Raw genomic sequence first — 25,020 nt, 5'->3', positions numbered from 1 at the left:
CCTTCGCCACCTGGCGCCGGGCACAGTTGCTTCCCAGCATAGGTCCTTGAGCTGATTTCAACCTGTCGGCGATGTCCGTCAGTTGGGCGGCGCTGCAACGCGATGAAGCTGCTGGTATGAGGTGTCACGACCAAGATCCACCGTGCCTCACCAGGAGCTCGCGTGCTTGTCTACCCGTCGTCGGTTGATGTCCAGCCGCACCTTGCAGTACCTGAGCGCTCGGCTGCATGCCCGGCGGCGGGAGATCGGGGCGCGCTGGCGGCGTCTGCCCGCAGGCCGACAGGCCCTGCTCGCCCTGGCTCACCTACGGTGCGGCGGTACCTGTGCCCAACTCGCCGCCGGCTTCCGCATCGGCATCGCGACGGTCTATCGCTGCATACGCGAGGTAGTCGACGTCCTGGCCGCCATCGCCCCGGCCCTGACCGAGGCGATGAAGACCATCCGGACCAAGGCGTTCGCGATCCTGGCGGGCACTCTCCTGCCGATCGACCGGATCGCCGCCGACACCCCGTACTACTCCGGGAAACACAAGCGTCACGGCATGAACGTGAAGGTCCTCACCGATCCGTTCGGTCGGCAGTCGGACTGCTCGTAGTCGCCGCACAGGAGGTCGGCGATGGACCAGGCGTGGTTCGCCAGCTCCGGGTGCTTGCTGCTGTTCAAGGGGTTCCCGGATTCCTTTCGGGCCCCCGCTCTATTGGGGCGGGTACGTACAAGTGTGGTCGGTACGTGACTTCGTGGTGCCGATTCAGGCCGAAGCGTCGGACGCGTGCGTAGGCGTGCCGGCGTTCGACGGGCCGCCCGCAGAACGCCTCTCAGTGGGTCAGTGCGGTCCCGGGCAGAGGCCTCGGATGCCGGTCCCACTCCGAGGATCACCGTGACCAAGACCGTGACCAAGGAGGTGGAGGTGCCCGGCCCGGAGGTCACCGTCACGAAGACGGCCACCGTCACCGCCAAGCCGCCGAAGCAGCCGAGGCCCAAGGGGCCGCCCACCACCGTGGGCGGGGACGGCGAATACCTGGTGGGGCAGGAGATGCGCACCGGGACCTACAGGACGGGCGGCCCCGGTGAGTCCTTCGCGTGCTACTGGGAGCGGGGCGAGGAACTCCAGCGGGGAGTTCGACGCCATCATCGCCAACGGCAATCCGGCCGGCAGCGGGCGGGTTACCGTCAACAAGGGAGGGATCTTCAAGTCCACCGGTTGCCAGGACTGGAAGAAGGCCGGCTGAGCGACTCCACCAGCTCCGCCACCGCCCCGGCCAGCATGTCGAGCCCCGGCCCCGCCGGGCCGCCCGGCTCGCTCATGTACGTGTCGCGGCGGATCTCGATCATCAGCGCGGTGACCCGGCGGTCCGTTCCGTAGTGCCGCAGAGGGACGTACGTACCCGCGAACGGGGTGTCGCGTCCGAGACCACCGTGACCGAATCGGCCCCCGAACGCCCCCTGGGCCGCCGCGAGAAGCTCCGGCGGAGTGTGGAACGGGTCGGTGCCCAGACAGACGGGAGGGCGGGGGCCGGTGCCGTGGAGTTCGTAGGGGAGGGGCACGGTCGGGTACGAGTGGATGTCGATGATCACCGCCCGGCCGGCGGCGGCGATGCGCGCCTCGACCGCTCTCGTCATCGCGTCGGCGTACGGGTGGAAGTACGCGTCCAGCAAGGGGCCCGCGTCCGTCTCCGGTGGGCGGAGCCGTTCGCGGTGGGTGGTGCGGGTGTAGACGGCGCCCATGCCCACGGCGAGCATCTCCTCCCGCTCGTCCGGGAAGCGCTCCGGGTCGACGACCAGCCGGGACAGGTTGTTGACGAAGCGCCACGGGGAGGCCGGGGCGATCACCGTTGCCGCGGCCGCCAGTTCGGCGGTGTGGGCGTCGGTGATGTGGTCGAGCTCGCGCTCCAGGGCGGCATCGTCCAACGTGATCCCTTCGCGCACCTTCCGCGGGATGCGACGGGACCCGTGCGGGACGTGCAGGAGGACCGGAGAGTCGGCAGCTCCCGGGATGAGCGTGAACGGCTGCGGATCCCTCACAGGTACTCCTTCGGTGTGTTTCGTCCGTACCCGCACCAGCATCCCGGACCGTGGCCGGAACGCACCGGGCGGTCTCCCCGTTCTCCTGGCAGCCCGTCAGCGCGCCCTCCGGGCGGCTACCGTTGATCCTCGCGATCGGTCGTGACGGTGCCCGGGAGGGGCATACCGGGCGAGCCGGCGGGAAGCAGGGGGCGCACCGCATGCTGGATCCCATATCGATGGCCGCCATCACGGCAGTCCTCGGCGCCGTCGGTTCGGGCGTGGCGAGCGAGGCCGGCAAGTGGGCCTGGGAGACCGCGGGCGGGCTGGTGCGGCGGATGGCCGGACGCGAGGTCGCCGCGCCGACCCGGCCCGAGGAACGGGACGCCGTGGCGCGGATCGTCCACGACAGCGTGCGGAGCGACCCCGAACTGGCCCGCACCTGGAGCGCGTTCGCCCGCACGGTGGAGACCACGGGCGCAACGGTCGGGCGGCCCCGGCTGCCCTCCTCCGTACGCTTCTTCACGGACCGGAAGGGGGCGATGCGGCTGCTCGACCGCGAGGCGGGCCGCAAGGCGGACGGACGCCCCCGGGTCGCCCTTCTGTACGGGGACGACGCCATGGGCACCAGCGCCCTCGCCGTGCACTGGGGCTGGCGGGCGGAGAGCCTGTTCCCGGACGGGCAGCTCTACGTGGACCTCGGCCGCCGGGGCACCGGCGGTGCCCACACCGCCGGGAGCGCCCTGCGGGAACTGCTGCTCCGGCTCGGGCTGCGCGACGAGCGGATCCCGCCCTCGGAGGCGGAGCGCATCGACACCTTTCACCGCGTCGTCGCGGACCGCAAACTGCTCCTCGTCCTCGACCACGCCCGGACCGCCGCGCAGATCGCGCCGCTGCTCACCTCCGCGCCGTGCGTCCTCACCCTGGTCGTGGCCCGGCGACCCCTCTCCGGGCTCGACGCGTCTCCGGTGCCCGTGGGGCCCCTCAGCGACCGGGACGCGGCGCGCCTGCTCACCAAGATCGTGGGCAAGCAGGCCATGCGCTCCGCCCGTGCGGCGCTCCCCGCCGTTCTGGCACGCTGCGGCGGATCGCCGTACGCCCTACGCGCCGCAGCGCCCCGGCTCCTTGATCCCGGGCCGCTCACCGCGGCCCCGCCGCCCCATGACGAACCGACGGACGAACCGACGGGAGGCCTCACCATGAGCGACAGCGACCCGGTGCGTACGGCCGCGGAGGACGCCTACCGGCTGTTGCGGCCGGACGCCGCCCGGCTGTACCGCCTGATGGGGCTGCGGCAGTGGCCTGCCTTCGACACGGAGGCCGCGGCACGGGTCGCGGGCATCGACGTCGACGTCGCCGAGGAACTGCTCGGCGGGCTGGCCGACGTACTGCTGCTGGAGCACACGGGCAACGGGCGCTACCGCTATCGGCCGTCCGTACGGGCCCACGCCGAGGAAGCGGCATTGCGCCACGAGGGCATCGCAGGCTGCTCGGCGGCCACGACCCGCGCGGTCGAGCACTACCTGCGCCTGTCGGTGACGGCGGCGCGGGCCGCACTCCCGGAGAGCTGGCGGGTGCCGGAGGCCCTGACGGACGAACCGGACAGCGCCTACGCCGGGCGCGGTGACGCCGTGGCGCGTCTCGCCGCCGAACTGCCCAACCTCGTCGAAGCCGTCGCGACCGCCGAGGAGTTCGGACAGCCGGACACGGTGTTGACGCTCTGCCGCGCCCTGTGGCCGCTCCAGCTCAAAGCGGGCCACCACGAGGCGGTGCTCCCGGCTCTGCGGATCGGGGCGGCCGTCGCCGACGCGCAGGTCCCCGGCAGCCGGATCGCAGGTGCTCTGCACGTACAACTCGCGCACACATTGGGCGAGTTGCAGCTCGGGGACGAGGCCGGTGCGGAAGCGGCGGCGGCCGCACGCGACGAGCGGGCGGCGGGGCACACCCGCGGTCTGGCCTCCGCCATCGAAATCCTGGGGCTGCTGCGACTGCGGCAGTGGCGCTTCGCCGACGCGTACGACTGCTTCGACGAGGCGTACGCCGTCCTTGACGGCATCGGACCCGACGACGAGGGTGCGGCGGACGTGCCCCGGGCCCGGGCTCTGCTGGAACGCCACAGGGGCCGGGCCCTGCGGGGCCTCGGGCGGCTGGACGAGGCCCAGGAGCACGTGCGGCGTGCCCTGGCCGTCTTCCGGGCGAACGGCGAGGCGTACAACACCGCGCGGGCTCTCACGGACCTCGCCGAGATCCTGCTGGCCGGTGGGGAGCCCACCGCGGCGCTGCCGTTGACCGACGAGGCGATCAGGATCCTGTCCGAGGAGAACGCCGACCAGCACGTGGAGTATCTGCGTCGCCTGCGTGAGCGCTGCTCCGGCTCCGGTCCGCGGGAGTAGGCGAGGGGCGCTGCCTCGTTCCGCCCGCCGCCGACCCGTCCGCCTCGGCCGTGACCAGCACGGGGTGGGCGGTGGTGCCCGTACGGACGGTCAGACCGTCCGCGACCAGAGCGGCAAGGGTCCTGCCCGCCGCGAGCCAGGCGTGCACCGCCGACGCGTACACCGCCGGGTCCGCGTCGGCTTCCGGCCCCCCGGTCAGCCGGAGCAGGGCCCCGCCACGGGTCCGGACGATGCAGGACGAGGGTCCGGTGACGTAGGCCGCGAGTGCGCTGTGCGCGTGCCGCTCCAGTACCTCGGCGGCCCATCGGCCGGGCGGTCCGAACCGCGGGTCGTCCGAAGCTCCGTCCCGGAAGACGACGTCGGCCAGGTCGAGTTGGCCCGGATCGCGGGTGTCCTCATGGACGGCCAGATGGGCGTCCCCCGCCCCGGCGGGCTCCCGGGCGGGATCGGCGTACCGGGTCACGACGACCTCCGGCCCCGCGAGGCAGCGTGTCAGCACGTACAGGGGAGCCGTACGGAAGGCGGGCTCCGGGTCCGGCAGCGGCAGCGGCAGGAGCAGGGCGGGGCCCGGCGGCTCGGGGGCGTCCATCAGCTCGTAGAAGGCCCGCCTCAGCCGTACCGCCGCCTCGCCGGGCACGGACGAGGTGAAGCGCATCGGACCCGGCTGTGGGACGTGGCTTTCGATCAGCGCGTCCAGTTGGCCGCGCAGGGGCGCCCGCGCGTCGAGTCCGGGCGTGGTCCGGATGAAGTCGGCGATGGGGGCGTCGGGGTCGAGGCTGTCCAGGGGGGCGGCTCCGAGGAGTACGGGGGTGCCGAGCGCCGCTGCGTAATAGGTGACGGAACCGTGGTCCCCGATGACCACGTCGGCCGCGAGCAGCGCCTGACGCCAGTCCTCCAGCGGGTCGATCAACGCCAGGCCGGCGCGCCTGGCCCGGTCCAGCCAGGCCCTGATCTGGCCGGGGCCGTGACCGTGCCAGATGTTGGGATGGAGGACGGCGGCGATGCGGTACTCGTCGGCGGGAAGCTCCGACGCGAGCCGCGGAAGCAGCGCGGGCAGCGTGTCGTCACCGCCCCCGCCCTCGCCACCGGCTTCTTCTCCGGTGCCGTCGCCCAGCAGCGACTGGGGGCTCCAGGTGGAGTTGAGCAGCACGAGCCGCTGCCCACGCCCCACGCCGAGCGCCCTGCGGAACCGGTCGCGGTAGGGACGTGCCGCCAGCATCCGGTCGAAGCAGGGGTCGCCCCCGAGCACGGCGGTGGGCAGCGCTTCGGGGCAGGCGGCGGCCAGTCGGTCGAACTGCTCGGGGTGGGAGAGGACGAGCGCGTCGGCGAGAGGGACACCGTCCGCGAGGAGCCAGTCCGGCGCGAGTCCGAAGACCGGGGGGAGGCGCTCCCTGCGTGGGGCCTCCGCCGCCTCCGCCTCCGCATCGGTGCTCGGTGCTCGGTGCTCGGTGCTCGGTGCTCGGTGCTCGGTGCTCGGTGCCGCCAGCCTTTTAGTGTAGCCGATACCGTGCGAAAGTATGAGCAACGGGCCCTTGATCGCGCCGAGTTCGCCGCCGAAGCTGGCCGAGATCGCAAGATCCACCGGCGTCGCGAGGGCCTGTTCCCACGGCAGTACGGGCACCCCCGTGTCCGCGAGCAGTTCCGCGACGCCCGACCGGAAGGCCGAGGACCCCGTGCAGGTGGCGAGGAGCTGCACCCCCAGGTCGTCGTGGAACAGCGGCAGGACGTCGAGCAGCCGGGTCGCCGAGGTGACGTTGTGCACGACGAGCAGTACGCGACGGCATCGCACCCGCGTGGCCCAGCGGGCCGCGTCGTCCCCGACCGGCACCCGTATCCACTGGTCCTGCTCCCCGTCCATACCGGCCCTCTCGCGCTCCCGGACACAAGCGCTGGCCACGATATATCGGCAGGATCCGGGCGACGCGCGTCCCCCTCCGGCGACGAGCGCAGGGGGACGGCGGCGTCATGGCGGCTACCGGCCGGAGCCGATCACCGGGTAGTGGTCGGAGAGGTTCGTGTAGGTGTACTCCTTGCCCCAGCTGGACACCGTCCAGGGGGCGCTCTCCTCCTTGATCACGTCGTTCTGCCAGCCCTCCGGCTTGGCGTGGCCCGTGCGGTGCAGGACGTGGTCCAGGTCCTCGCGCGGGTCGTCGGGGTATCGCTCGGAGGCTATGGAGTTGTCGCGGGTGTCGAAGGAGTACGGGTGGCCCGTGCGGGTCTCCGGGGCGCTCAGGCCCGCGTCGGAGAGGAAGGAGGCGTACTCGGCCGAGTGCCCGTCGACGTTGAAGTCGCCCGCCACGACGACCTGTTCCGATGCCGGGATGTTCTTCGCGTCCAGGAACGCGTCCATCTGCCGGAACTGCCGGCTGCGCGTCTGTGCCGCCTGGCCCGCCGAGCAGCCGGGGTCGGTCGACTGGGCGTGGGTGCCGACGACGTGGACCCGGGCGCCGTTGACGTTCAGCACCGCGTAGGCGAAGCCCTTGTTCGAGAACCAGTCGCCACCACAGGCGTCCTTGAAGACGAACTGCTCCTTGCGCACGATCGGCCACTTGCTCAGGACCGTGACGCCGCCGTCCTCCGGCGTCGCCGCCGCGTACGAGCCGCCCGTCGCGTCCCAACCGCTCTTGCTCCGGCCGACCACCGGGGTCTGGTACGGGTACTGGGACGCGGAGTTCCGCAGCAGCACGTCGGAGGCCCCGTTGTCGAAGGCCTCCTGGATCACCACGACGTCATTGCCCCGGAAGAACGATGTCTTCGGGATCTCGGCCGCCCGGTGGTCCTGGCCCCAGTTGGGGTACAGGGTCTTGCTGAAGATGAACGCGTTGTACGAGAGCACCCGCAGCGACGGGGTCTCGGCAGCCGCCGCCTGCGGTGCGTTCACGGCGAGGGTGACGGCGGCGAGGGTGGCGGACAAGGCCACGCCGGTCAGGCGGCGGGACGCGGTGTTCGGCACGGGGTCTCCTGCGGTCGAGTGGGGGGCGTACCGGTCGACCCCATCCAAGCAGCGGGAGTTACCCACGGGTAGACATCGGGTGGCCCGAGTCTGTCCGGTCGGCTGCCATCCGTCGCCGACCGGTCGCTCCGCCGACCACGGCGGCGCCGAGCCGTAGTGTCGACCGTGACATCAGTACGCGCCGTGTCCGACGGAACAAGGGAATCCCATGCCCGCTTACGTCATCGTCAACATCGATGTGCTGGACGAGGAGGCGGGCCTGGCCTACGCGCCGGTGGCCCGGAAGTCCATCCTCGACCACGGCGGCCGTTACCTGGTCGCGGGCTCCACGCCCGAGCCCGTCGAAGGCGTCTGGAACTCCTCCCGTGTCGTGGTCATCGAGTTTCCCGACATGGACCGGATCCGGGAGTGGTACGGCTCCGTCGCGTACCGAAGGGCCCGGGAGATACGTGAAGGCAAGGTCAGGGTGGGGATGCTGTTCGTCGACGGCGTGCCGCCCGAGGGCTTCTCCGTCCCCGACCGGGTCTCCTGACCCGCAGGGCCGCCACCGTACGTGCGGGCCGTTGCTCGCGGGATTCCCGTGGCGGCAGACCGTTTCAGGCGAGGGCGCCGTACACGATGAGGTTGTCGACCGTGTGACCGTCCGCGTCGAACTCGCCGTCGCAGGTGATGAGCCGCAGCGTGCTGTCCTTCGTCGGGCCGTAGACCTTGTCGGTGGGGAACGCCTTCTTGCTGACCGCTTCCTTTCCGGTGACCGTGTAGCGCAGGGTCCTCCCCGCCCCGTCGCGGACCAGGACCTCGGCGCCGTCGCGGATGTTCTTGAGGTCGTGGAAGACGGCACGGCCGAAGCGGGTGTCGTTGTGGCCGATCAGCACCGCGGGACCCGGTGTGCCGGGCACGGAACCGCCGCTGTACCAGCCCGCCGTCATGCCCTTCTCCGCGGGCGGGACCTCGACCGTGCCGTCCGGGTTGAGCCCCAGCTCCATGAGCGTGCTCTGTATGCCGATCGAGGGGATGGAGACGTGGGCGGGAGCCGGCTGATCCGGCCCGCCCGTCCTGGACGGCTCGGTCGATCCGGTCGATCCGGTCGATCCGGATGCCGCCTCGCCCTGAGCGGAAGAGGGCGAGGCGGAGGGCGCGCCTGCAGCGGCGGAGGAGGACGAGGCGGAGGGCTCGGCGGAGGAGCAACCCGCCAGGGCGACGCAGGCCGCGAGGGCGGTCAGCAGAGCGGCGGTCCGCCGGAAGCGGTGGGGCGACGTACAGGACGGCACAGAGGACTCCGGAATCGGGGCGGGACAGGGCGGCGGGACGGGACGGGATGGGCCGGTGCGCGGGCGTGGCGCCGCCCCGGTGCGGGGGCGGCGCCACGGTCAGCGGTGGTGAGCGGTGCGGGTCAGCCGTCGAGGCCGGCCGCCGAGCGGCGGCGCAGCACGATCGTGCCCACGCCGGCGAGCAGCGCCGTCCCGGCCACCGAGCCGGCCAGCACCGCGGTGCTGTTGTCACCGCTGCCCGCGGGACGCTCACCCGCGGCGACACCGCCGCGCGGGGTGACCACCGGGGCGGCCTCCTTCGGTGTGGGCGCGGGCGCGGGGCCCTCACCCGCCGCCACGCCGCCGCGCGGCGTCACCGCCGGCCGGGCGGCGTCCTTCGCGGCGTCATCGGCGGCCTTGCGCTCGGACGGGTCGACCACGGGGGGCTTGCTCTCGGACAGGTCGACCACGGCGGGCTCCGACGGCTTCGGGGAGGCGTCGGCGAAGGCGGCGGAGGACGGGACCAACACCGCGCCGGCCGCGACAGCGGCCAGGACGGCGGCGCGCAGGGTGCGACGAGAGGGGAAAGCGGTCATACGGATGGCTCCATTCCATAGTCGGCCCCGTGACGGTCCCGGATGCCGGTTCGCACCGGGGACGGGGCATGCCGCCAGGCTGGCGTGGAGATATGAAGAAGCTGTCAGAGCGCTGTGGTCATCCCATCAGGGGCCGGACGGCCCGGTTCCGGGCAGGCGAAGGACGAACGTCGACCCCTTGCCCTCGACGCTCGCCGCGTCCACCGTGCCGCCGTGGGCCTCGACCAGTTTGCGGACGATGGCGAGGCCCAGGCCGCTGCCGCCCGTACGGCGGCTGCGGGACTTCTCCGCGCGCCAGAACCGGTCGAAGACGTGGGGAAGGTCCTCGGACGGGATGCCGGAGCCGGTGTCCGCCACCTCGACCAGCACCGCCCCGTCACCTTCTTCGGAGGCGTACGCGCGCAGCGTCACCCGTCCGCCCTCCGGCGTGTGCCGTACGGCGTTGGACACCAGGTTGCCGACCACCTGCCGGAGCCTGACCGGATCGGCGCGCAGGGCCGGCCCCGGGGCGGTGCCCATGACGGCGAGCGTGACGCCCGCGTTCTCCGCCCGCGCCTGGTGGGCGGCGGCGGCCTGCCTCAGCAGCTCCCGGACCTCGACGGGTTCGGGATGCAGCCGCAGCACCCCGGCGTCGGCGGCGGCCAGGTCCTGGAGGTCGTCGATGATGTGCTGGAGCAGCACGGCCTCCTCCAGCAGCGAGGAGACGAACGCCGGGTCGGGGTCGGCGAGTCCGTCCTGGGCGGCCTCCAGCCAGCCCCGGATGTTGCTCAGCGGGGTGCGCAGCTCATGGGCGACGTCGCTCACCATGGCCTTGCGCTGTTCCTCCAGCCGCGCCCGGTGCGCGGACATGTCGTTGAACGCCGCGGCCAGCCGGCCGACCTCGTCGTCCCCCGAGACGGGCACCGACTCCGGCTGCTCCCCGTCGCGCATGCGCTGCGCGGCGCCGGTCAGTGCGTACAGCGGGCGTACCAGCCGGGCGCCCGCGAACACCGAAGCGCCCACGGTGAGGGCCAGCACGAGCGCCGCCGCCCCGGCGATCCTGGCCGTGTTCGCGGGGGAGAGGTCGAATCCGGGCAGCGTCGCGCCGCCCTCGTCGCCGATGAAGAGGAGGGCGGGGGAGGCCACGTACGAGCTGAGCTGTTCGCTCCGGGCCGTGCCCACACAGGACGCGATCGCCCGGTCGTTCTCCCCGGTACGTTCCGGCGTCACGACGGACGGCTCGGTCGCCTCCGCAGGGGCGTCGTCGCTCGGAGTCGGCACAGGCACAGGCGTCGGCGCCGGCACCAGCGGCCCGGGTTCGTCCGGCCGCGGGCCGGACTCGGGCGCCAGGGACACCCGCGCCGGATCGCCCCAGGACAGGTCGCTGTTCAGCCGTACGCCCTCGCGGTCCTGGCGCTTCAGACAGGCGTCGGCCAGCTCGGTGAGCGCGTCGAGGGCCTTGCGTTCCGAAGGGGTGGGTGTGTCCAGAGCGGCGAGATCACACCGCGTGCCCAGCGCGCGTTCGGGGTCGTTGCCCACGATCTGCACCCGGGGGCGGCCGCTCGGGCCGACCACCACGTCCGAGGCGATGCCCGCCCGGTTCAGGCACTCCACCTTGTCGTCGGCGGTCCGCCGCAACGTCTTGCTGTCCCCCGCCGACAGCCGGAACGGCCCCACCGCCCGGGGGTCGATGCGGTCGGCCGCCGTGCCCTGCCCGGCGGTCCCGCGCGCCGCCAGAACGGTGTCCACGGACAACGGGTCGACCACGGCGGACGCCTGCGGCCCGAGCGCCGGGGCGGTCGCCGTGGTGGCCGAGTCGGCGAGCGGCTGCCTGCCCTGCGTGGTCAGGGCGACCCGGCGGCCCGACTCCCGGGCCAGTTCGCGCACCGTCGCCCCGACCCCGTCCCAGGTCGGATTGCGGGCGGCGTACTCCAGCAGGGTGTCGTAGATCCGGGCGTCCGCGGTGAGGTTCTGCCCCTGCTCCTGCTTGATCGCACCCGAGGTGGTCTGCACGGCGATCCAGGCGGTGGCCGCCACCGAACACGCGGCCACCAGCGCCGAAACGGCGAGCAGTCGCCCCAGCAGGCTCCGGCGCAGCGGCAGCCGCGCCCGGCCCGCCATCTCCCGCCGGCCGTCGCGCCGCCCGCTTCGGCCGGCGCTCCCACCGTCCCCGTCCGTCCGGCCGTCCCCGTCCGTCCGGCCGTCCCCGTCCGTCCGGCCGTCCCCGTCCGTCCGGCCGTCCCGGCCCGCCCCGCGCCCGCCCGCCCTGTCGTCCCCGCGGCGCGCCCTACGCACGCCGGACCGCCTTCGCCGGGTCGGTGAGCTTGTAGCCGACGCCGAACACGGTGAGCAGGCGTTCCGGCCGCCGCGGGGCCCGCTCGATCTTCTTGCGCAGGTTCATGACGTGCACGTCGACGGTCCGGGCGCTGATGTAGCGGTCGAACCCGTGGAGCTCCTCCAGCAGCCGCTGACGGCTGAACACCCGGTCCGGCCCCGCCGCCAGGGCCGCCAGGATCCGGAACTCGCCCGGGGTGCACTCCACCGCCCCGCCGCCCACGGACACTTCGTGCCGCGCCGGGTCGACCACGAGGGCGCCGACCCGCAGGACCGGTTCCTCGGCCACCGGCTCCGGGGCGGCGGTCCGCCGGGTGCGCCGCAGCAGGGTACGGACGCGGGCCATCAGCTCGCGCGGACTGTAGGGCTTGGTCATGTAGTCGTCGGCGCCGAGGTCGAGACCGAGCAGGAGGTCGTCCTCGGTCGAGCGGGCGGTCAGCATCAGCACCGGCAGCTCGCGGTTCTCGGAGCGCAGTACGCGCACGACGTCCAGGCCGTCGGCCCGGGGCATCATCACATCGAGAACGAGCAGGTCGGGTTCCTGGTGCCGGACGGCGTCGAGCGCGGCGAGGCCGTCGCCCACGATCCGTACGGCGTGTCCTTCCCGTTCCAGATAGCGGCGTACGAGCTCGGCCTGCTTCTCGTCGTCCTCGGCAACTATGACGTCAGCGCACACGCCCCGATCGTAGAGCGGCGGGATCGCGGTGCGAGCCCGGGGCGGCCCTTACGCCGTCCACCTCCCGGACGCCACCCCGACCGGGGCCCCGGCCGGGAGTTCGGGCGGAAATGAGCGCGAACAGCTCCGGTGGTTCACGCAATCTCCTTATAGTGGTGCCGCGTTGATCGTATGGTCGCAACGCGCGAAGCCGCCGCCCCTGGAGTCCGTACGATGACGAATCCCTCGTCCGCCACGCCCGCGTCCACGGCCGGCACCGGAGGAGGCTGCCCCGTGGGTGCCGGTACGGGCGCCGTCGCGCTCGGCGGGCCTGGCTTCCCCACCGAGCCGCAGGAGCTCTACCGGTCCATGCGGCGCGACCACGGGCCTGTCGTCCCCGTGGAACTGCCCGGCGGCTTTCCCGCCTGGCTGGTGATCGGCTACCGGGAACTCCACCAGGTCACCAGCGACGGGGAGCTGTTCCCCCGGGACGTCTCCCTGTGGAACCAGTGGGGACACGTCCCCGCCGACTGGCCCCTGCTGCCCATGGTGGGCACCCCGATGCCGTCCATCTACTTCACCGCCGGAGCCGAGCACCGCCGGCACGTCGACATGGTCGTACCGGCTCTCGAAGGGGCTGACGCCTTCGAGATCCGGCAGCACTGCGAGCAGTTGGCCGACCGCCTCATCGACGCCGTCTGCACCCGGGGCACCGCCGACCTCGTCGCCGAGTTCGCCGAGCCGCTGCCCGTCCTCGTGCTCGCCCGGCTCGTCGGCTTCCCCGACGACGAGGGCGCCGACATCGCGCGGGTGCTCAAGGACCTCGCCGACGGCGGCCCCGGCGCGCAGAAGGCGCACCTGAGCTTCGGGGAGCACATGCAGCGCCTCGTGGCGGCGAAGCGGGCGCGGCCCGGCGACGACGTGACCTCCCGGATGCTCGCCCACCCCGAACCGTTCACGGACGAGGAGTACGCGCTCGACCTGATGGCCATCACGGCCGCCGGCCACCTGACCACCGCCGACTGGATCAGCAACTCCACCCGGCTGATGCTCACCGAGGACCAGTTCGCCGACGCCCTGTCCGGCGGCCGGCACAGTGTCGCCGAGGCCATGAACGAGGTGCTCTGGGAGGACGGCCCCACCCAGATCCTGGCCGGCCGCTGGGCCGCGCGCGACGCCCGGCTCGGCGGACGGAACATCGCCCGCGGCGACATGCTGCTCCTCGGCCTCGGCGCGGCCAACGCCGACCCGCACATCCGGCAGCAGGTCACCGCCTCCGCCGTCCGCTCCGGGCAGGGCGGCAACAGCGCGCACCTGGCCTTCAGCCACGGCGAGTACCGCTGCCCCTTCCCCGCCCAGGAGATCGCCGAGATCATCGCCCGTACCGGCATCGAGGTGCTGCTGGACCGGCTGCCCGACCTCGAACTGGCCGTCCCCGCCGCCGAACTGGTCCGCCGGCCGTCCGCCTTCCTGCGCGGGACGACCGCCCTGCCCGTCCGCTTCACCCCCGTACGCACGACAGGAGACGCGTTGTGAACTGCCCGCACACTGCCGCCGCGCCGGCCGACCGGGGCGCCGGGACCGTCGTCATCGACCCCATGGTCCAGGACCTGGACGGCGAGACCGCACGGCTGCGCGACGCCGGTGTCCTCGCCCGGATCGACCTGCTCGGCGTCCCGGCCTGGACGGTCACCCGGCACGCCGAGGCACGCCAACTCCTCCTCGACCCGCGGCTGGTGAAGGACATCCACGCCTGGGGCCTCTGGCAGAGCGGCGCGGTGACCCACGCGTGGCCACTGATCGGCATGATCGACGCCGGGCGCTCCATGTTCACCGTCGACGGAGCCGAACACCGGCGGCTGCGCACCAAGACCTCGCAGGCGCTCACCCCCCGCCGCCTGGAGGCGATCCGCCCGGAGATCGAGAAGTTCACCCAGGAGCTGCTGGACGCCCTCGACGCCGCGCAGGGGGACGACGGGGTCGTCGACCTGAAGGCGGTCTTCGCCCAGCCGCTGCCGATGCGGGTGGTGGGCCTGCTCATGGGCGTGGACGAGTCCCAGCACGCCATGCTGACCAGGCAGTACAAGGCCTTCTTCTCCATGCTCACCCCGCAGGACGAACGCCTCGCGCTCCTGGCCGAGCTGGACGTCTTCTACATCGGCCTCGTACGGGAGAAGACCGCCCGGCCCACGGACGACCTCACCAGCGCGCTGATCCTGGCCGAGGAGGGCGGCGAGCCGCTCACCGAGGAGGAGGTGGTGGGCAACCTCAAGGCCATGGTCGCAGCCGGTCACGAGACGACCATCGGTCTCGTCCTCAACGCCGTACGCGCCCTCCTCTCCCACCCCGACCAGCTGCGCATGGTGCTCGCCGGGGAGGTCGGCTGGGACGCGGTGATCGAGGAGACGCTGCGCTGGGACACCCCCACCACCCACCTGCTGATGCGGTTCGCCACCGAGGACATCGCCGTCGGCGGCGACGTGATCCGCAAGGGCGAGGGAGTCGTCGTCTCCTACCGGGCCATCGGACGCGACATCGAGCAACACGGCCCCGACGCCGACGTCTTCGACATCACCCGGCCCACCCGCAACCGCCACATGACGTTCGGTCACGGCCCGCACATCTGCCCCGGGGCGGCCCTGTCGCGCGTCGAGGCGGGCGTCGCCCTGCCCGCTCTGTTCACGCGTTTTCCCGGACTCCGCCTCGCCGTCCCGGACGAGGAGATCACCAAGCTTCCGGTGATGACGCAGAACGACATGACCGCCTTCCCGGTCCTCCTGGGCTGACGGCGAAGCCGGGAGGCCAGGAGGACCGGGAAGGCGGAGGGCAGGCGGGAGGGGGCGGTCGTCGAGGCCGCCCCACCGAGCCCGCGTCCAGGGGCTGGGGCAGCGCTCCGCACGAGGCCACAGGGGCACGTGAAGATCCTGGTTACCGAAGATTCAGTCGTGGTAACTTCGCGTTCAGCCATGTGAGTTGGACCGACTCGGCGGGGGGATGGTCAGCGATGAACGCTGTCCCGCACGGGCACCCGGGACCGGACCTGGTGCAGACCCTGGTCGACGCGCTGACCCTGCTCGAATGTGTCAAGGACCGGACTCAGCGCGTCGAGTTCGTGGAGACGGTGGCGTACCGACTCGGCGTCGAACTGACCTACCCGGACAGCACGCCCCGGGTCGCCATGACGCATCTGGTCCGCAAGGTGATCCACCGGCCCGGCGGCCCCGAGGCCCTCGTCTACGCGGTCCGCACCGTCTCCGGCCAGGACGAGGCCGAGTGGATCGCCGCCGAGGCGGGCATCCGGACCGACACCGGCCGACCGGGGCCCTCGCCCGCGCCCGTCTTCGCCGAGGACATCGCCCGGCAGGCGCGCCGGCTGCTCGTCGAGGCGAAGGACGTCGACGCCGGGCGCCTCGCCGCCCTCCTCGCCGACGAACTGCCCGGGGACCTGCCGGACCACGGAACACCGGCCGAACTCTACGACCACACCCTGGACATGACCGCACGCGCCGACGGACTCCCCGCAGCCGTCGTCCTCGTCGAAGCGGCCGCCGCCCTGTCGGCCGAGCGGGGCGCGGCGCTGCGCCGGTGGGCGGACCGCTGGGCGGAGGCGGAGGACCCCGCCGCCCCGGCCGCCGACGCCCGGGCGGCCGTCGGGGTGCAGGAGGCGCTCGCCGACTGCCGCCGGCGCCTGGAGCGGCCCGCCGCCCCCGACCCGACGGTGCCCCGGTGTCTGGTCGTCATGGTCGAACCGGCCCGGGACGGCTCACCGGACGTCTTCGTCCGGCACTGGCTCAACAAGGTCCCCGGCTACTGGCGGCCGGAGCAGGGCGCCATGGAGACCGTCACTCTCGACACCCTGGCCGGAGCGGTCGAGCGCGCCGTCGAGCGCGGCGAGGCGCTGTGGGCCGGTACTCCGACGGGGCACGCGGGGCAGCCGGAGCCAGACGGTCGGGCAGGGAAGGCGGAGGGCGGTGGGGGGCCGGTCCACGTCGAGTTCCTGCTCCCCTTCGACCTGCTGAACCACGACATGGCCCGCCTGGAACTGGGTACCGGAGCCCCGAGGCCCCGGCCGATCGGCATGCACTACCGGGTCCATCTGCGCAGCCTGGACCGGATGCGTGGCGACGCCGGGCAGCTGCGCCGCTGGCAGGCCCGCTGGGATCAGCTCCGGACCGCGACCGCCCCGGCCCCCCACCGCTGGAAGGCCGCGGACCGGGACGGATTCGAACGCTGGCGTGCCCACATCGCCGGGGACGAGTCGCTCACCGCGGTCATCCTCGACGCGCCCGCCGTCCAGGGGCACGGTCTGGAGGCGTTGCAGGCCGCCGTCGTCGAGGGCGTGGGTGTCGCCGCCTGGGACCGCAGGGCCGAAAGCTCCTCCCGGTCCAGCGAACTGCTCACGCTGCTTCTGGGGCACACGTACGCACAACTGCCGGAAAAAGTGCACAGGTTGAGAGCGGGGGCGGAGATCGATGAGGACGGCCCCCTGTGGGTGGGCAGACACATCGCGTTCTTCTGGGACGACCCGTACCGACTGGTCGATCGTGAGGAGTTGTTGTCGGCATGACCGGAGAGGCCGCTGCCGTACCACCGTCGTCGCCGCCCCCGTGGTGGGTCTTCCACGCGACCGGAAAGGCCCCCGGAGGCGAGCCGCCGGAGCTGCCGGCGCCGCCGCCCTGGCGTACGTTTCCCGGGGGCCCGCTCCAGCCGCCGCCGCCCGAGGACGACCGTGCCGCCGAGCGCCGCCTCGGCCGGATCCAGGACGGGCCGCAGCTGCGCCGCGAGGAGATCGACGCGGTCAACGCCGCCCTGTTGCTGCGCCGCCCGCTGCTCATCACCGGCCCGCCGGGCGTCGGCAAGTCCACCCTCGCCTATCTGATCGCCCGCGAGCTGGGGCTCGGCCGGGTCCTGCCCTGGAGCGTCGTCAGCCGCAGCACGCTCAAGGGGGGCCTGTACGCGTACGACGCGATCGGCCGTGCCCAGGCGATCGCGGCCTGGCGGGCAGCCGACGCCACGAGCGCGCAGGGCCCCGCCCCCGACGTCGTCGGTGCAGGTCCGGAGGGCCGCGGTCCGGCCGGTGAAGGGCCCCCGGCGCTGGGGGACTTCGTCACCCTCGGCCCGCTCGGCACCGCCCTGCTCGCCTACGCGCGCCCCCGGGTGCTGCTCGTCGACGAGCTGGACAAGAGCGACATCGACCTGCCCAACGACCTCCTGCACGTGCTGGAGAACGGCAGCTACGAGATCCCCGAACTCGTTCGCAGCAACGAGGAGTCGGCGACCGTGTTCACGGACGACCCGCGTGGCTCGGCGAGGGTCGAGGGCGGCCGGGTGGAGTGCGCGCAGTTCCCCGTCGTGGTCATCACGAGCAACGGCGAACGGGAGTTCCCCGCCGCGTTCCGCCGGCGCTGCCTGCCGCTGGAGATGCTGCCGCCCGGCCGCGAGCAGCTGATCGGCATCGTCGTCAGCCATCTGCGGCAGCGCCCGGAAGGCGTCGAGGCGTTGGTGGACGAGTTCGAGAAGCGTCTGCGCGGCGGCGGCACCCAGTCGATCGACCAGTTGCTCAACGCCGTCCAGCTGACGACCGCGGGCGGTTTTCAAGCGGATGCCGACGGGCGTAAACTCGTCGAGATGCTCCTCCGAGACCTCTCGAAGGGCCGCTGATGAACGGCTTGCCCAGGGAGCGTGCTCCGGACCCCGCGTCCGTGCCGGCCGACTCCCCCGATCCCACCACCGGCGACCGGCGCGAGGACGACGGCCCGCCGGACCCGGGCGGAGCCGACTGGACGGAGCTCGCCGACGCCGCCTGGCTCGCCGCCGCCCGCCTCGACGCCCAGCGCACCCCCGGGCCCGCCCCGGACCTCCTGCCCCCCACCGAACGGCACCCCGACACGCCCGGCCCCGACACGCCCGGCTCCGGGCCGCCGGCGGTCGTCGCCCCGCCGCCCGCCGGAGGGCCCGAACCGCTGCTCGGCCCGGTCCCCGGCCCAGCGTCCGACCCCGCGCCCCACGCCGTGCCCGGGGTCTCCGGGCTGCCCGGGCCACCGGCGTACGAACGGGAGATCAGGACCGTACAGGAGCGCACCCGCACCGGCCCCGAACGGCTGCCCGGCCCCCGCCCCAGGGCCGTGCGGACGGCCACGCCGCGGCTGGCCAGGTCGCTGCGCGGGCTGGGCCGCAGGGTGCCCACCGGTGGTCGGAGCGCACTGGACGAGGAGAGCACGGCCGAGCACGGGCTCACCGACGGACTGTGGGTTCCCTACTTCCTCCCCGACCGCGAGCGGGCCTTCGACCTGATGCTCCTCGTCGACCGGGCCCCCACCATGCCGCCGTGGGGCGCCACCGTCCGGCAGATCGCCGAAGAGGCCGCCCGCAGCGGGGCCTTCCGTGACGTCCGCACGGTCGGGGTGGCCCTGCCCGCCGGAGCCGGCGAACCCGCGCTGCGCTGGCCCGGCGGACGCGACGGCGACCCCGCCGAACTGCTCGACGGCCGCGGCGCGCGGCTCTTCCTCGTCGTGACGGACGGGCTCGCGCACGGCTGGGCGGGCCCCGGAGCCGACCGGCTACTGGAACGGCTCGCCTCCGGCGGGCCCACCGCGCTGGTCCACCTCCTGCCGCCCTATCTGCGCCACCGTTCCTCGCTGTTCCCGTTCCGCGCCCAGCTGGACGCCGGAGGCTTCGGCGCGCCGAACCGGCGCTTCCGCTTCCGTCCGCCGCTCGGCGCGCACGACCCCGTCCGGCCGCTGCCCGAACCGGACGACGACACCGTGCCCGTACCGGTGCTCAGCGTGCGCGCCGGGTCCTTCCGCGCCTGGGCCGACCTGGTGACCGGCGAACGCGGCGTGCGGCGAACACTGCCGGTGGTCCTGGCGGGCGCGATGGCCAAGGGCGCCTCCGCCCCCGGGCTGCGCACCCCGGTCGTCGACGGCCCCCGGGCGGCGGCCGCCGCCGTACGCAGGTTCCGCTCCCTCGCCAGCCCGTTGGCCCGGCAGCTCGCCGTCCTGCTGGCCCTCGCCCCCTTGGACTTCGCCGTCGTCGACGAGCTGCGCGACCTGGCCCTGCCGGACGCCGGGCCCGAGCACCTCGCCGAGGTCATGATGGGCGGGCTGATCGACTGGGACGCCGACGCCGGGAACGGTCCGGACTTCGCCGACGATGTGCGCGAAGCGCTGCTCGCCACCAGCACCAGAACCCAACTCGCCCGCACCGTGGGGCTGCTGGCGGAGCTGCGGACGGGGCAGGGCCACGGTGCGCGACTGCGCGCGGCCCTCCACGACCCGGTGCGTACCGCCCTCCCCGGCGCGGAGCCCGGTGTCCGTCCCTGGCTCCGCATCGAGCTGGCGGTGCTGCGGGCGCTGTCGGGCCCCTACGCCGGCCGGGCCGCCAGGGTGGCCGCCCGCCTGGTGCGTTCGCCGGACGACCCCCCTGCCCGGCCGGGTGAGATCGATGCGGATGTGCTGAAAGCCGCCCCGAAATGGGCAAGGCTGCCACCGGACAGCGTCGTTTCACCAGGAGGACCCGTGCCGCCCACGACACCCCCAGCAGCTGCCCCCTCGGCACCGGCTGACAACACCGCCCGGAGGGCTCACGAGGAGATGGAAGTCAAAGCGCCGCAAGCACGCGTCGTCCGTTCGGGCCAGCCGAGGATCATGGGCAACGTACCGCCCAAGAACCCCAACTTCACCGGCCGCGAGTCCCTTCTCGCCGCCGTGGAGCGGCAGCTGACCGAGGACGAGACGACGGCGGTCCTCCCGCACGCACTGCACGGCCTCGGCGGCGTGGGCAAATCGCAGATCGCGGTGGAGTACGTCTACCGTCACAGCGGCGAGTACAACGTCATCTGGTGGATCCCCGCCGAGCAGGAGAGCCTGATCCTGGCCGCGCTCGCCGAGCTGGCGGCCGGCCTCGGCCTGGAGGTCGGGCCGCAGGCGAACACCGCCGTCCCCGCCGTCCGCGAGGCCCTGCGCACCGGCAAGCCCTTCGACAACTGGCTGCTGGTCTTCGACAACGCCGAGGACATCGAGTCGGTGCGCTCGTACTTCCCCAACGGCGGACCGGGAAAGATCATCGTCACCTCGCGCAACAGGGAGTGGGAACGGGTCGCCACCCCCCTCAGCGTCGACGTCTTCGACCGCGAGGAGAGCATCGCCCTGCTCCAGCGCCGGGCCCGGGGACTGAGCACCCATGACGCGGGCCGGCTCGCCGAGGCGCTCGGCGATCTGCCCCTGGCCGTCGAGCAGGCCGGCGCCTGGCACGCCGCCACCGGCATGCCGGTCGACGAGTACCTCCAACTGCTCGACGAACGCCGCCCCGAGATCCTCGAACTGGCCCCGTCCCCGGACTACCCGCTGCCCGTCGCCGCGGTCTGGGACATCTCGCTCGGCCGGCTGTCCGTCGAGAACCCGGCCGCCCGCCAACTGCTCCAGATCTGCGCCTGTATGGCACCCGAGCCCATCCCGCTGAACATGCTCCGCGGCGGCCGCAACGTCCAGATCACCCCCGAACTGGACCCTGTGCTGCGCGACCCCCTGCTGCTCGCCCGCGCCACCCGCGACCTGAGCAAGCTCTCGCTGGTGCGCCTCGACCACAAGGCCGGCACGCTCCAGATGCACCGGCTGATGCAGAACGTGATCGTCGCCCGGCTGGGCCCGGAGGAGCGGGAGGCGATGCGCAACGCCGCCCACGCGCTCCTGACCACCGCGAAACCCGGACTGCCCGCCTCGCCGGAGCAGTGGCCCACCTACCTCGGGCTGCTGCCCCACGTGATCGCCTCCGACGCGGTCGGCAGTTCCGACGGCTGGGTGCGCGACCTGGTGTTCGACATGGTCACCTTCCTCTACTACTGGGGTGCGCACGAGGCGGGCGCGGACCTGACCCGGCGGGCGTGGGAGGCCTGGAGCGAGCAGTCGGCCGAGGACGACCTGCATGTCATCCGGATCACGAAGATGCTCGCCTTCTACCTCCAGCACCTCGGCCGGATCCCCGAGGCCGCGGCGCTGAGCGAGCAGGCCATGGAGGTCTCGCGCAACGCTCCGATCCCGGAGGAGGAGCTCATCGACTCCATGCTCCAGATGGCCGGTTCGCTGCGCTACCGGGGCGACTTCGCCGCCGCCCGGGAGCTGAGCGCCGAGGCCTTCGAGCGGTCGAGCGACCTCTACGGTCCGGAGGACCCGACCACGCTGAACGCGGCCCACAGCTACGGCGTCTCGCTGCGGGTGAACGGCGACTTCCGACGGGCGATGGAGATCGACGAAGAGGCAGCCAGGCAACGCCAGTTGCTCTACGGTCCGACCAGCGGCCTCACCCTCAACACCCTGAGCGCCCTGGCGGCGGACACCCGCGAGGCGGGCGACTTCCCCCGGGCCCGGGTCCTCCAGGAGTCGACCTACCAGACCTATCGGACCCATTTCGGCCGCACCAACGCGGCGACGATCCGGGCCGCGCTGAATCTCGCGATCTGCCGACGCCGGGCCGGGCTGCAGGAGGAGGCGTCGGAGCTGGTCGAGGAGATCCTGGAGCGCTTCACCACCCGGTACGGCGCGGAGTACCCGGAGACCCTGGGGGCCGCCCTGGCGGCGGTCGTCGACCGCAGGATCGCGGGCAGGCTGGAGGACTCCCGGCGCCTCGGCCGGCAGATCCTCGACCGCTACCGGGACATTTTCGGCGAGCACCACCCGTACACCCTGTGCGCCATGGTCAACGTGGCCGCCACCCTGCGGGCCATGGGCGAGGTCGAGGAGGCCGAGCGGCTGGACACGGTCGCGGGGGCTCGGCTCCGGGCGGACCTGGGGGAGCGGCACGTCTACTCCCTGGCCGCCGCGCTGGGCCGGGCCAACGACCACTACGCCCGGCTGGACTTCGCGGGCGCCCTGGAGGTGGACAGCGCCACGTTGCCGCTGCTCACCGAGGTGGCGGGCGAGGACCATCCCTTCACCCTCGTCTGCGTCGCGAACCTCTCCCTGGACCAGCGCGGACTCGGCCGCCCCGCGGAGGCGGACGGGCTCAACGCCCGGGCGGTGGAGGGCCTGACGCGCGTCCTCGGGGAACAGCACCCGTGGCGGACCTCGGCCCGGCTGCACCAGCGCATCGAGTACGACGTGACGGTGATTCCGTTGTGAGGCGACGGACCGGGCCGGGGCTCCGACACCTGGTCCGTTCGGACCACGGGGCCCGGCCCGGACCGACCACGGGATCCGGCCCGGACCGGCGGGCCGGGAGACCACTGACGGGGGCGACGCATGACCACGGTCATATTCATCCACGGCACGGGCGTGCGGCCACCGCACGCCGAGGCCCTGTACACCCGGGTCACGGCCTCGCTCGCCGAGGCCGCCCCGGGCGTGCGGGTCGTACCGCTCGACTGGGGAGAGCGGTACGGGGCCCGGCTCGCGGCGGGCGGGGCCAGCATCCCGTACGACGGGACCGGAGCCACCGAACGGGACGCGGAGAGCGAGCAGGACGACGAGACCGCCGCCTGGGAGCGCCTCTACCGCGACCCGGAGGCGGAGCTGGCCCTCGCCGCCGCTCGCGGCCCCTCGGGCGAGATCCCGCCGGGCGCCGCCTTCCCCGACGAGGAGTTCCGGGAGCGGCTGGCGGCGCTGGCCGCCCGGGGCGACGCGGCCGCCCCGGAGCTGGGCCCGGGTCTCGGTGCGCGGGCCGCAGCCCTGGCCCGTGGCCCCCTGCTCACCCCGGCCGCCGAAGCCCTGGACCCCGAAGCCCTGGCGGCGCTCCTGGCCCGCGCGCTGGCCGCGGCCGTGATCGGCGCGGCCCTGGCCGAGGACGCGCCCGTGATCCCCGACGGGGCCGCCCGCGACGCCGCGGTGGACCGGATCGCCCGGGAGCTCGGCGCCGCCGCGCCCGGTACCAGCAGGGGGCCGGTGGGCCGGCTGGCCGCACGGCCCCTGGCGCGGCTCGGCTCCCGTTACGCGGTGCGCCGCCGCCGCGCCCTCACCGGGGCCGCCCACCCGGCGGCGGGCGACGTCCTCACGTTCCTCGTCCGCGGCGGCCCTTTGCGCTCCGCGCTGCGCGAGCTGGTCGCCGCCGTGGAGCCCCCGGTCGTCCTGCTCGGCCACAGCCTCGGCGGGATCATCGCCCTCGACACCCTGATCGAGGCCCCGCTGCCCGACGTGCGACTGCTGGTCACGGTGGGCTCGCAGGGGCCGTTCCTGTACGAGACGGGGGCGCTGCCCCACCTCGAACACCCGGAACCGCTGCCCGTCCACGTCCCCGCCTGGCTGAACATCCACGACCGCCGCGATCTGCTCGGCTTCGCCGCCGCACCGCTGTTCCCCGGCCGGGCCGAGGACATCGCGACCGACAACCGGCAGCCGTTCCCCGCCGCCCACAGCGCCTACTGGACCGATCCGGCCGTCTACCGGGCCATAGCGGAGCGGCTGCCGTGACCCCGGGCGGTGTCGACCCGAGGCGTGTGATGGCGCTCGTCGTCGGCGTCGAGGCCTATGCGGCGGGCCCGCACTGGACGCTGCCGGGGCCGGTCCGCGACGCGCTGCGCTTCCGGGAGTGGCTGCGGTCCAGGGGCGTGCCGGACGCCAACATCCTGCTGCACCTCGCCCCGGCGGACGGGACGGACCCGGTCGCCGGCCACCGCGGCGCCGACCACGAGACCCTGCGTCGGGTCCTGGTCCACGAACTGCCCGCCCGCCAAGGGGATGTGCTCTGGGTCTGGTGGGGCGGGCACGGCGTCCTGGACCGGGACGAACACCTGCGGCTCTACTGCGCCGACGCCACGGACGCCGACCGCCGCAACATCGACATGGAGTCCGCCCGACGTCGCCTGAGCAGCGATGTCCTGCCCGGCTTCGCGGAGCAGTACTGGGTCGTGGACGCCTGCCGGACCTTCGAGGAGCGCCACCGCCCGGCGGTCACGATCCCGGACGGAAGCCTCCCCGCCGGGCAGCGACTGCGCGTGCACCGGCAGAACGTGCTGCTGGCCGCCGACCGGGGGCAGCGCGCGGCCAACGACCCCGTGCGCGGCCTGGGCGTCTTTTCGGACGTCCTCCTGCGCGAGCTGGCCGCTCTGCCGCGCGGTCCGGCTCCCGACCCGGAGGCGCTCTTCGCGGCCGTCCGGGGCCGGTTCGACCGGCTGCGCGCCGAGGAGAGCCGCACCCAGCTCCCCACGCTCCAACTGCACCGCCCCGGCCACGCGGAGCACCTGCCCGGCCGTCCGGCGACACCGCCGCCGACGGACGGAGTCCGCCCCGGACCCGACCGGACGGGCGGCGGTCTCGTCCGGGTGGTCGAAGCGCTCCTCGCCTATCCGCTGATGAGCGACCGGGACGAACGTCAGACGATGGTGGGGGAGCTGGACCCGGTACTGGTGGCGCGGATGCCGCGGCACGCGGTGCCCCGTACGGACGTCCTGGGCATTCTGCGGACGCTGCGGCGGCGTCCGGAGGGCCCCTGGGACCTCTACCGGGCCGTCACCCTGCTCGACGACGATCCCGGCAGGGCCGCCGAACTGGAGGAAGCCCTGCGGGAGTTCCTGGTCGAGGACCGGCCCGGCCCGCCCGGACCGTGATCGTACGACGTGATCGCACGGGTTTCCGGAAGGCAACCCATTCGTCATGATGGGAAGGGACGGGTGGCATCGTGTGCCGCCGGACCGAAGAGGGGGAAAAGGCCTTGCAGCAGACGGCATTGGCCGGTGATCCGGCCGACTACGTGGAGTCCGATGTGGCGGACCTCGCGGAAGTGGGCGTCGCCACCGTGCGCGCCCTCGCTCCCGCGCCCGGACAGCGTCTGCTGGAGGAGATCCGAAGAGCGCGCACCAGCACGCTGTCCAATGACGGCCCCCCCAACGCTCGCGCCGACTGAGCGCTGCGCGGCCCTCCCCGGAGACGGG

17 protein-coding genes and 1 pseudogene are annotated in these 25,020 nt (G+C 73.5%); 11 read left to right on the top strand and 7 right to left on the bottom strand.

All coding sequences use genetic code 11. The features are described 5' to 3' along the window. Positions 1-162: 162 nt before the first annotated feature. Positions 163-577 (top strand): annotated as a pseudogene (locus N7925_RS04185) (transposase family protein); the annotation flags it as partial. A gap of 611 nt (positions 578-1,188) precedes the next feature. On the opposite strand, the gene N7925_RS04180 reads toward N7925_RS04185, so the two are convergent. Further along, positions 1,189-2,064, bottom strand: coding sequence for an N-formylglutamate amidohydrolase (locus N7925_RS04180; RefSeq protein ID WP_443032111.1), 876 nt, complete (start codon positions 2,062-2,064; stop codon positions 1,189-1,191). A gap of 158 nt (positions 2,065-2,222) precedes the next feature. Between N7925_RS04180 and N7925_RS04175 the strand changes: the two genes are divergently transcribed. Continuing rightward, complete coding sequence (locus N7925_RS04175; protein WP_274343067.1) at positions 2,223-4,394, top strand: tetratricopeptide repeat protein; 2,172 nt, start codon at positions 2,223-2,225, stop codon at positions 4,392-4,394. On the opposite strand, the gene N7925_RS04170 is transcribed toward N7925_RS04175, so the two are convergent. Continuing rightward, a complete protein-coding gene (locus tag N7925_RS04170; protein WP_274343066.1) occupies positions 4,303-6,252 on the bottom strand; it encodes a hypothetical protein in 1,950 nt (649 codons plus the stop codon). The two genes, N7925_RS04175 and N7925_RS04170, sit on opposite strands and share 92 nt — an antisense overlap. Before the next feature lie 114 nt (positions 6,253-6,366). Next, positions 6,367-7,347 carry a sphingomyelin phosphodiesterase gene (gene sph / locus N7925_RS04165; RefSeq protein WP_274343065.1) on the bottom strand — a complete coding sequence of 327 codons (981 nt, stop codon included), beginning with the start codon at positions 7,345-7,347 and terminating at the stop codon, positions 6,367-6,369. Between the two features lie 208 nt (positions 7,348-7,555). Here sph and N7925_RS04160 point away from each other — a divergent pair, with 208 nt between their 5' ends. Then, complete coding sequence (locus N7925_RS04160; RefSeq protein WP_265598150.1) at positions 7,556-7,879, top strand: DUF1330 domain-containing protein; 324 nt, start codon at positions 7,556-7,558, stop codon at positions 7,877-7,879. A 64-nt stretch (positions 7,880-7,943) separates the two neighbouring features. Here the strand turns inward: N7925_RS04160 and N7925_RS04155 are convergent, their stop codons facing one another. The 4 genes from N7925_RS04155 to N7925_RS04140 all read right to left on the bottom strand — a co-directional run bounded on the left by N7925_RS04155 (position 7,944) and on the right by N7925_RS04140 (position 12,182). Further along, on the bottom strand, positions 7,944-8,618 hold the full coding sequence (locus N7925_RS04155) for a class F sortase (RefSeq protein ID WP_274343064.1): 675 nt from the start codon (positions 8,616-8,618) through the stop codon (positions 7,944-7,946). Positions 8,619-8,740: 122 nt separating this feature from the next. Beyond that, the gene (locus N7925_RS04150) at positions 8,741-9,193 is read right to left on the bottom strand and encodes a hypothetical protein (RefSeq protein ID WP_274343063.1); all 453 of its coding nucleotides are present in this window, start codon (positions 9,191-9,193) and stop codon (positions 8,741-8,743) included. Positions 9,194-9,319: 126 nt separating this feature from the next. After that, positions 9,320-11,293, bottom strand: coding sequence for a sensor histidine kinase (locus tag N7925_RS04145; RefSeq protein WP_274346391.1), 1,974 nt, complete (start codon positions 11,291-11,293; stop codon positions 9,320-9,322). A 166-nt stretch (positions 11,294-11,459) separates the two neighbouring features. Beyond that, positions 11,460-12,182, bottom strand: a complete 723-nt coding sequence (locus tag N7925_RS04140) for a response regulator transcription factor (RefSeq protein WP_265598147.1) — start codon at positions 12,180-12,182, stop codon at positions 11,460-11,462. Between the two features lie 213 nt (positions 12,183-12,395). Here N7925_RS04140 and N7925_RS04135 point away from each other — a divergent pair, with 213 nt between their 5' ends. The 8 genes from N7925_RS04135 (at position 12,396) to N7925_RS04100 (ending at position 24,992) form a co-directional block, all read left to right on the top strand. Beyond that, positions 12,396-13,697 (top strand): cytochrome P450, encoded by a 1,302-nt coding sequence (locus N7925_RS04135; RefSeq protein ID WP_274343062.1) that lies wholly within the window; start codon positions 12,396-12,398, stop codon positions 13,695-13,697. Beyond that, positions 13,694-14,947 carry a cytochrome P450 family protein gene (locus N7925_RS04130; protein ID WP_274343061.1) on the top strand — a complete coding sequence of 418 codons (1,254 nt, stop codon included), beginning with the start codon at positions 13,694-13,696 and terminating at the stop codon, positions 14,945-14,947. The genes N7925_RS04135 and N7925_RS04130 overlap by 4 nt, the downstream gene beginning before the upstream one ends. A gap of 218 nt (positions 14,948-15,165) precedes the next feature. Then, entirely contained in the window at positions 15,166-16,728 is a 1,563-nt protein-coding gene (locus tag N7925_RS04125) for a VMAP-C domain-containing protein (protein ID WP_274343060.1), read from the top strand. Beyond that, positions 16,725-17,822: an AAA family ATPase gene (locus N7925_RS04120; RefSeq protein ID WP_265598143.1), complete on the top strand. Its 1,098-nt coding sequence runs from the start codon at positions 16,725-16,727 to the stop codon at positions 17,820-17,822. Before N7925_RS04125 ends, N7925_RS04120 begins: the two co-directional genes overlap by 4 nt. Further along, entirely contained in the window at positions 17,822-22,276 is a 4,455-nt protein-coding gene (gene fxsT / locus N7925_RS04115; RefSeq protein WP_274343059.1) for an FxSxx-COOH system tetratricopeptide repeat protein, read from the top strand. Before N7925_RS04120 ends, fxsT begins: the two co-directional genes overlap by 1 nt. A gap of 120 nt (positions 22,277-22,396) precedes the next feature. Continuing rightward, positions 22,397-23,560: an alpha/beta fold hydrolase gene (locus N7925_RS04110; RefSeq protein WP_274343058.1), complete on the top strand. Its 1,164-nt coding sequence runs from the start codon at positions 22,397-22,399 to the stop codon at positions 23,558-23,560. After that, positions 23,557-24,696, top strand: a complete 1,140-nt coding sequence (locus tag N7925_RS04105) for an effector-associated domain 2-containing protein (RefSeq protein ID WP_274343057.1) — start codon at positions 23,557-23,559, stop codon at positions 24,694-24,696. Before N7925_RS04110 ends, N7925_RS04105 begins: the two co-directional genes overlap by 4 nt. Before the next feature lie 104 nt (positions 24,697-24,800). Continuing rightward, positions 24,801-24,992 carry a hypothetical protein gene (locus N7925_RS04100; RefSeq protein ID WP_265598139.1) on the top strand — a complete coding sequence of 64 codons (192 nt, stop codon included), beginning with the start codon at positions 24,801-24,803 and terminating at the stop codon, positions 24,990-24,992. Positions 24,993-25,020: the final 28 nt, after the last annotated feature.

Origin of the sequence: Streptomyces sp. CA-278952 (assembly GCF_028747205.1) — a bacterium.
In the GTDB taxonomy this organism is placed as follows: Bacteria; Actinomycetota; Actinomycetes; order Streptomycetales; family Streptomycetaceae; genus Streptomyces.
This window is presented reverse-complemented; position numbering and strand designations above follow the sequence as displayed.

Bases quoted from the DNA above. Each gene is read 5' to 3' on its own strand.
- N7925_RS04180 (WP_443032111.1), bottom strand. From the start codon at position 2,064: ATGCTGGTGCGGGTACGGACGAAACACACCGAAGGAGTACCTGTGAGG.
- N7925_RS04175 (WP_274343067.1), top strand. From the start codon at position 2,223: ATGCTGGATCCCATATCGATGGCCGCCATCACGGCAGTCCTCGGCGCC.
- N7925_RS04170 (WP_274343066.1), bottom strand. From the start codon at position 6,252: ATGGACGGGGAGCAGGACCAGTGGATACGGGTGCCGGTCGGGGACGAC.
- N7925_RS04160 (WP_265598150.1), top strand. From the start codon at position 7,556: ATGCCCGCTTACGTCATCGTCAACATCGATGTGCTGGACGAGGAGGCG.
- N7925_RS04150 (WP_274343063.1), bottom strand. From the start codon at position 9,193: ATGACCGCTTTCCCCTCTCGTCGCACCCTGCGCGCCGCCGTCCTGGCC.
- N7925_RS04145 (WP_274346391.1), bottom strand. From the start codon at position 11,293: ATGGCGGGCCGGGCGCGGCTGCCGCTGCGCCGGAGCCTGCTGGGGCGA.
- N7925_RS04135 (WP_274343062.1), top strand. From the start codon at position 12,396: ATGACGAATCCCTCGTCCGCCACGCCCGCGTCCACGGCCGGCACCGGA.
- N7925_RS04125 (WP_274343060.1), top strand. From the start codon at position 15,166: ATGAACGCTGTCCCGCACGGGCACCCGGGACCGGACCTGGTGCAGACC.
- N7925_RS04120 (WP_265598143.1), top strand. From the start codon at position 16,725: ATGACCGGAGAGGCCGCTGCCGTACCACCGTCGTCGCCGCCCCCGTGG.
- fxsT (WP_274343059.1), top strand. From the start codon at position 17,822: ATGAACGGCTTGCCCAGGGAGCGTGCTCCGGACCCCGCGTCCGTGCCG.
- N7925_RS04110 (WP_274343058.1), top strand. From the start codon at position 22,397: ATGACCACGGTCATATTCATCCACGGCACGGGCGTGCGGCCACCGCAC.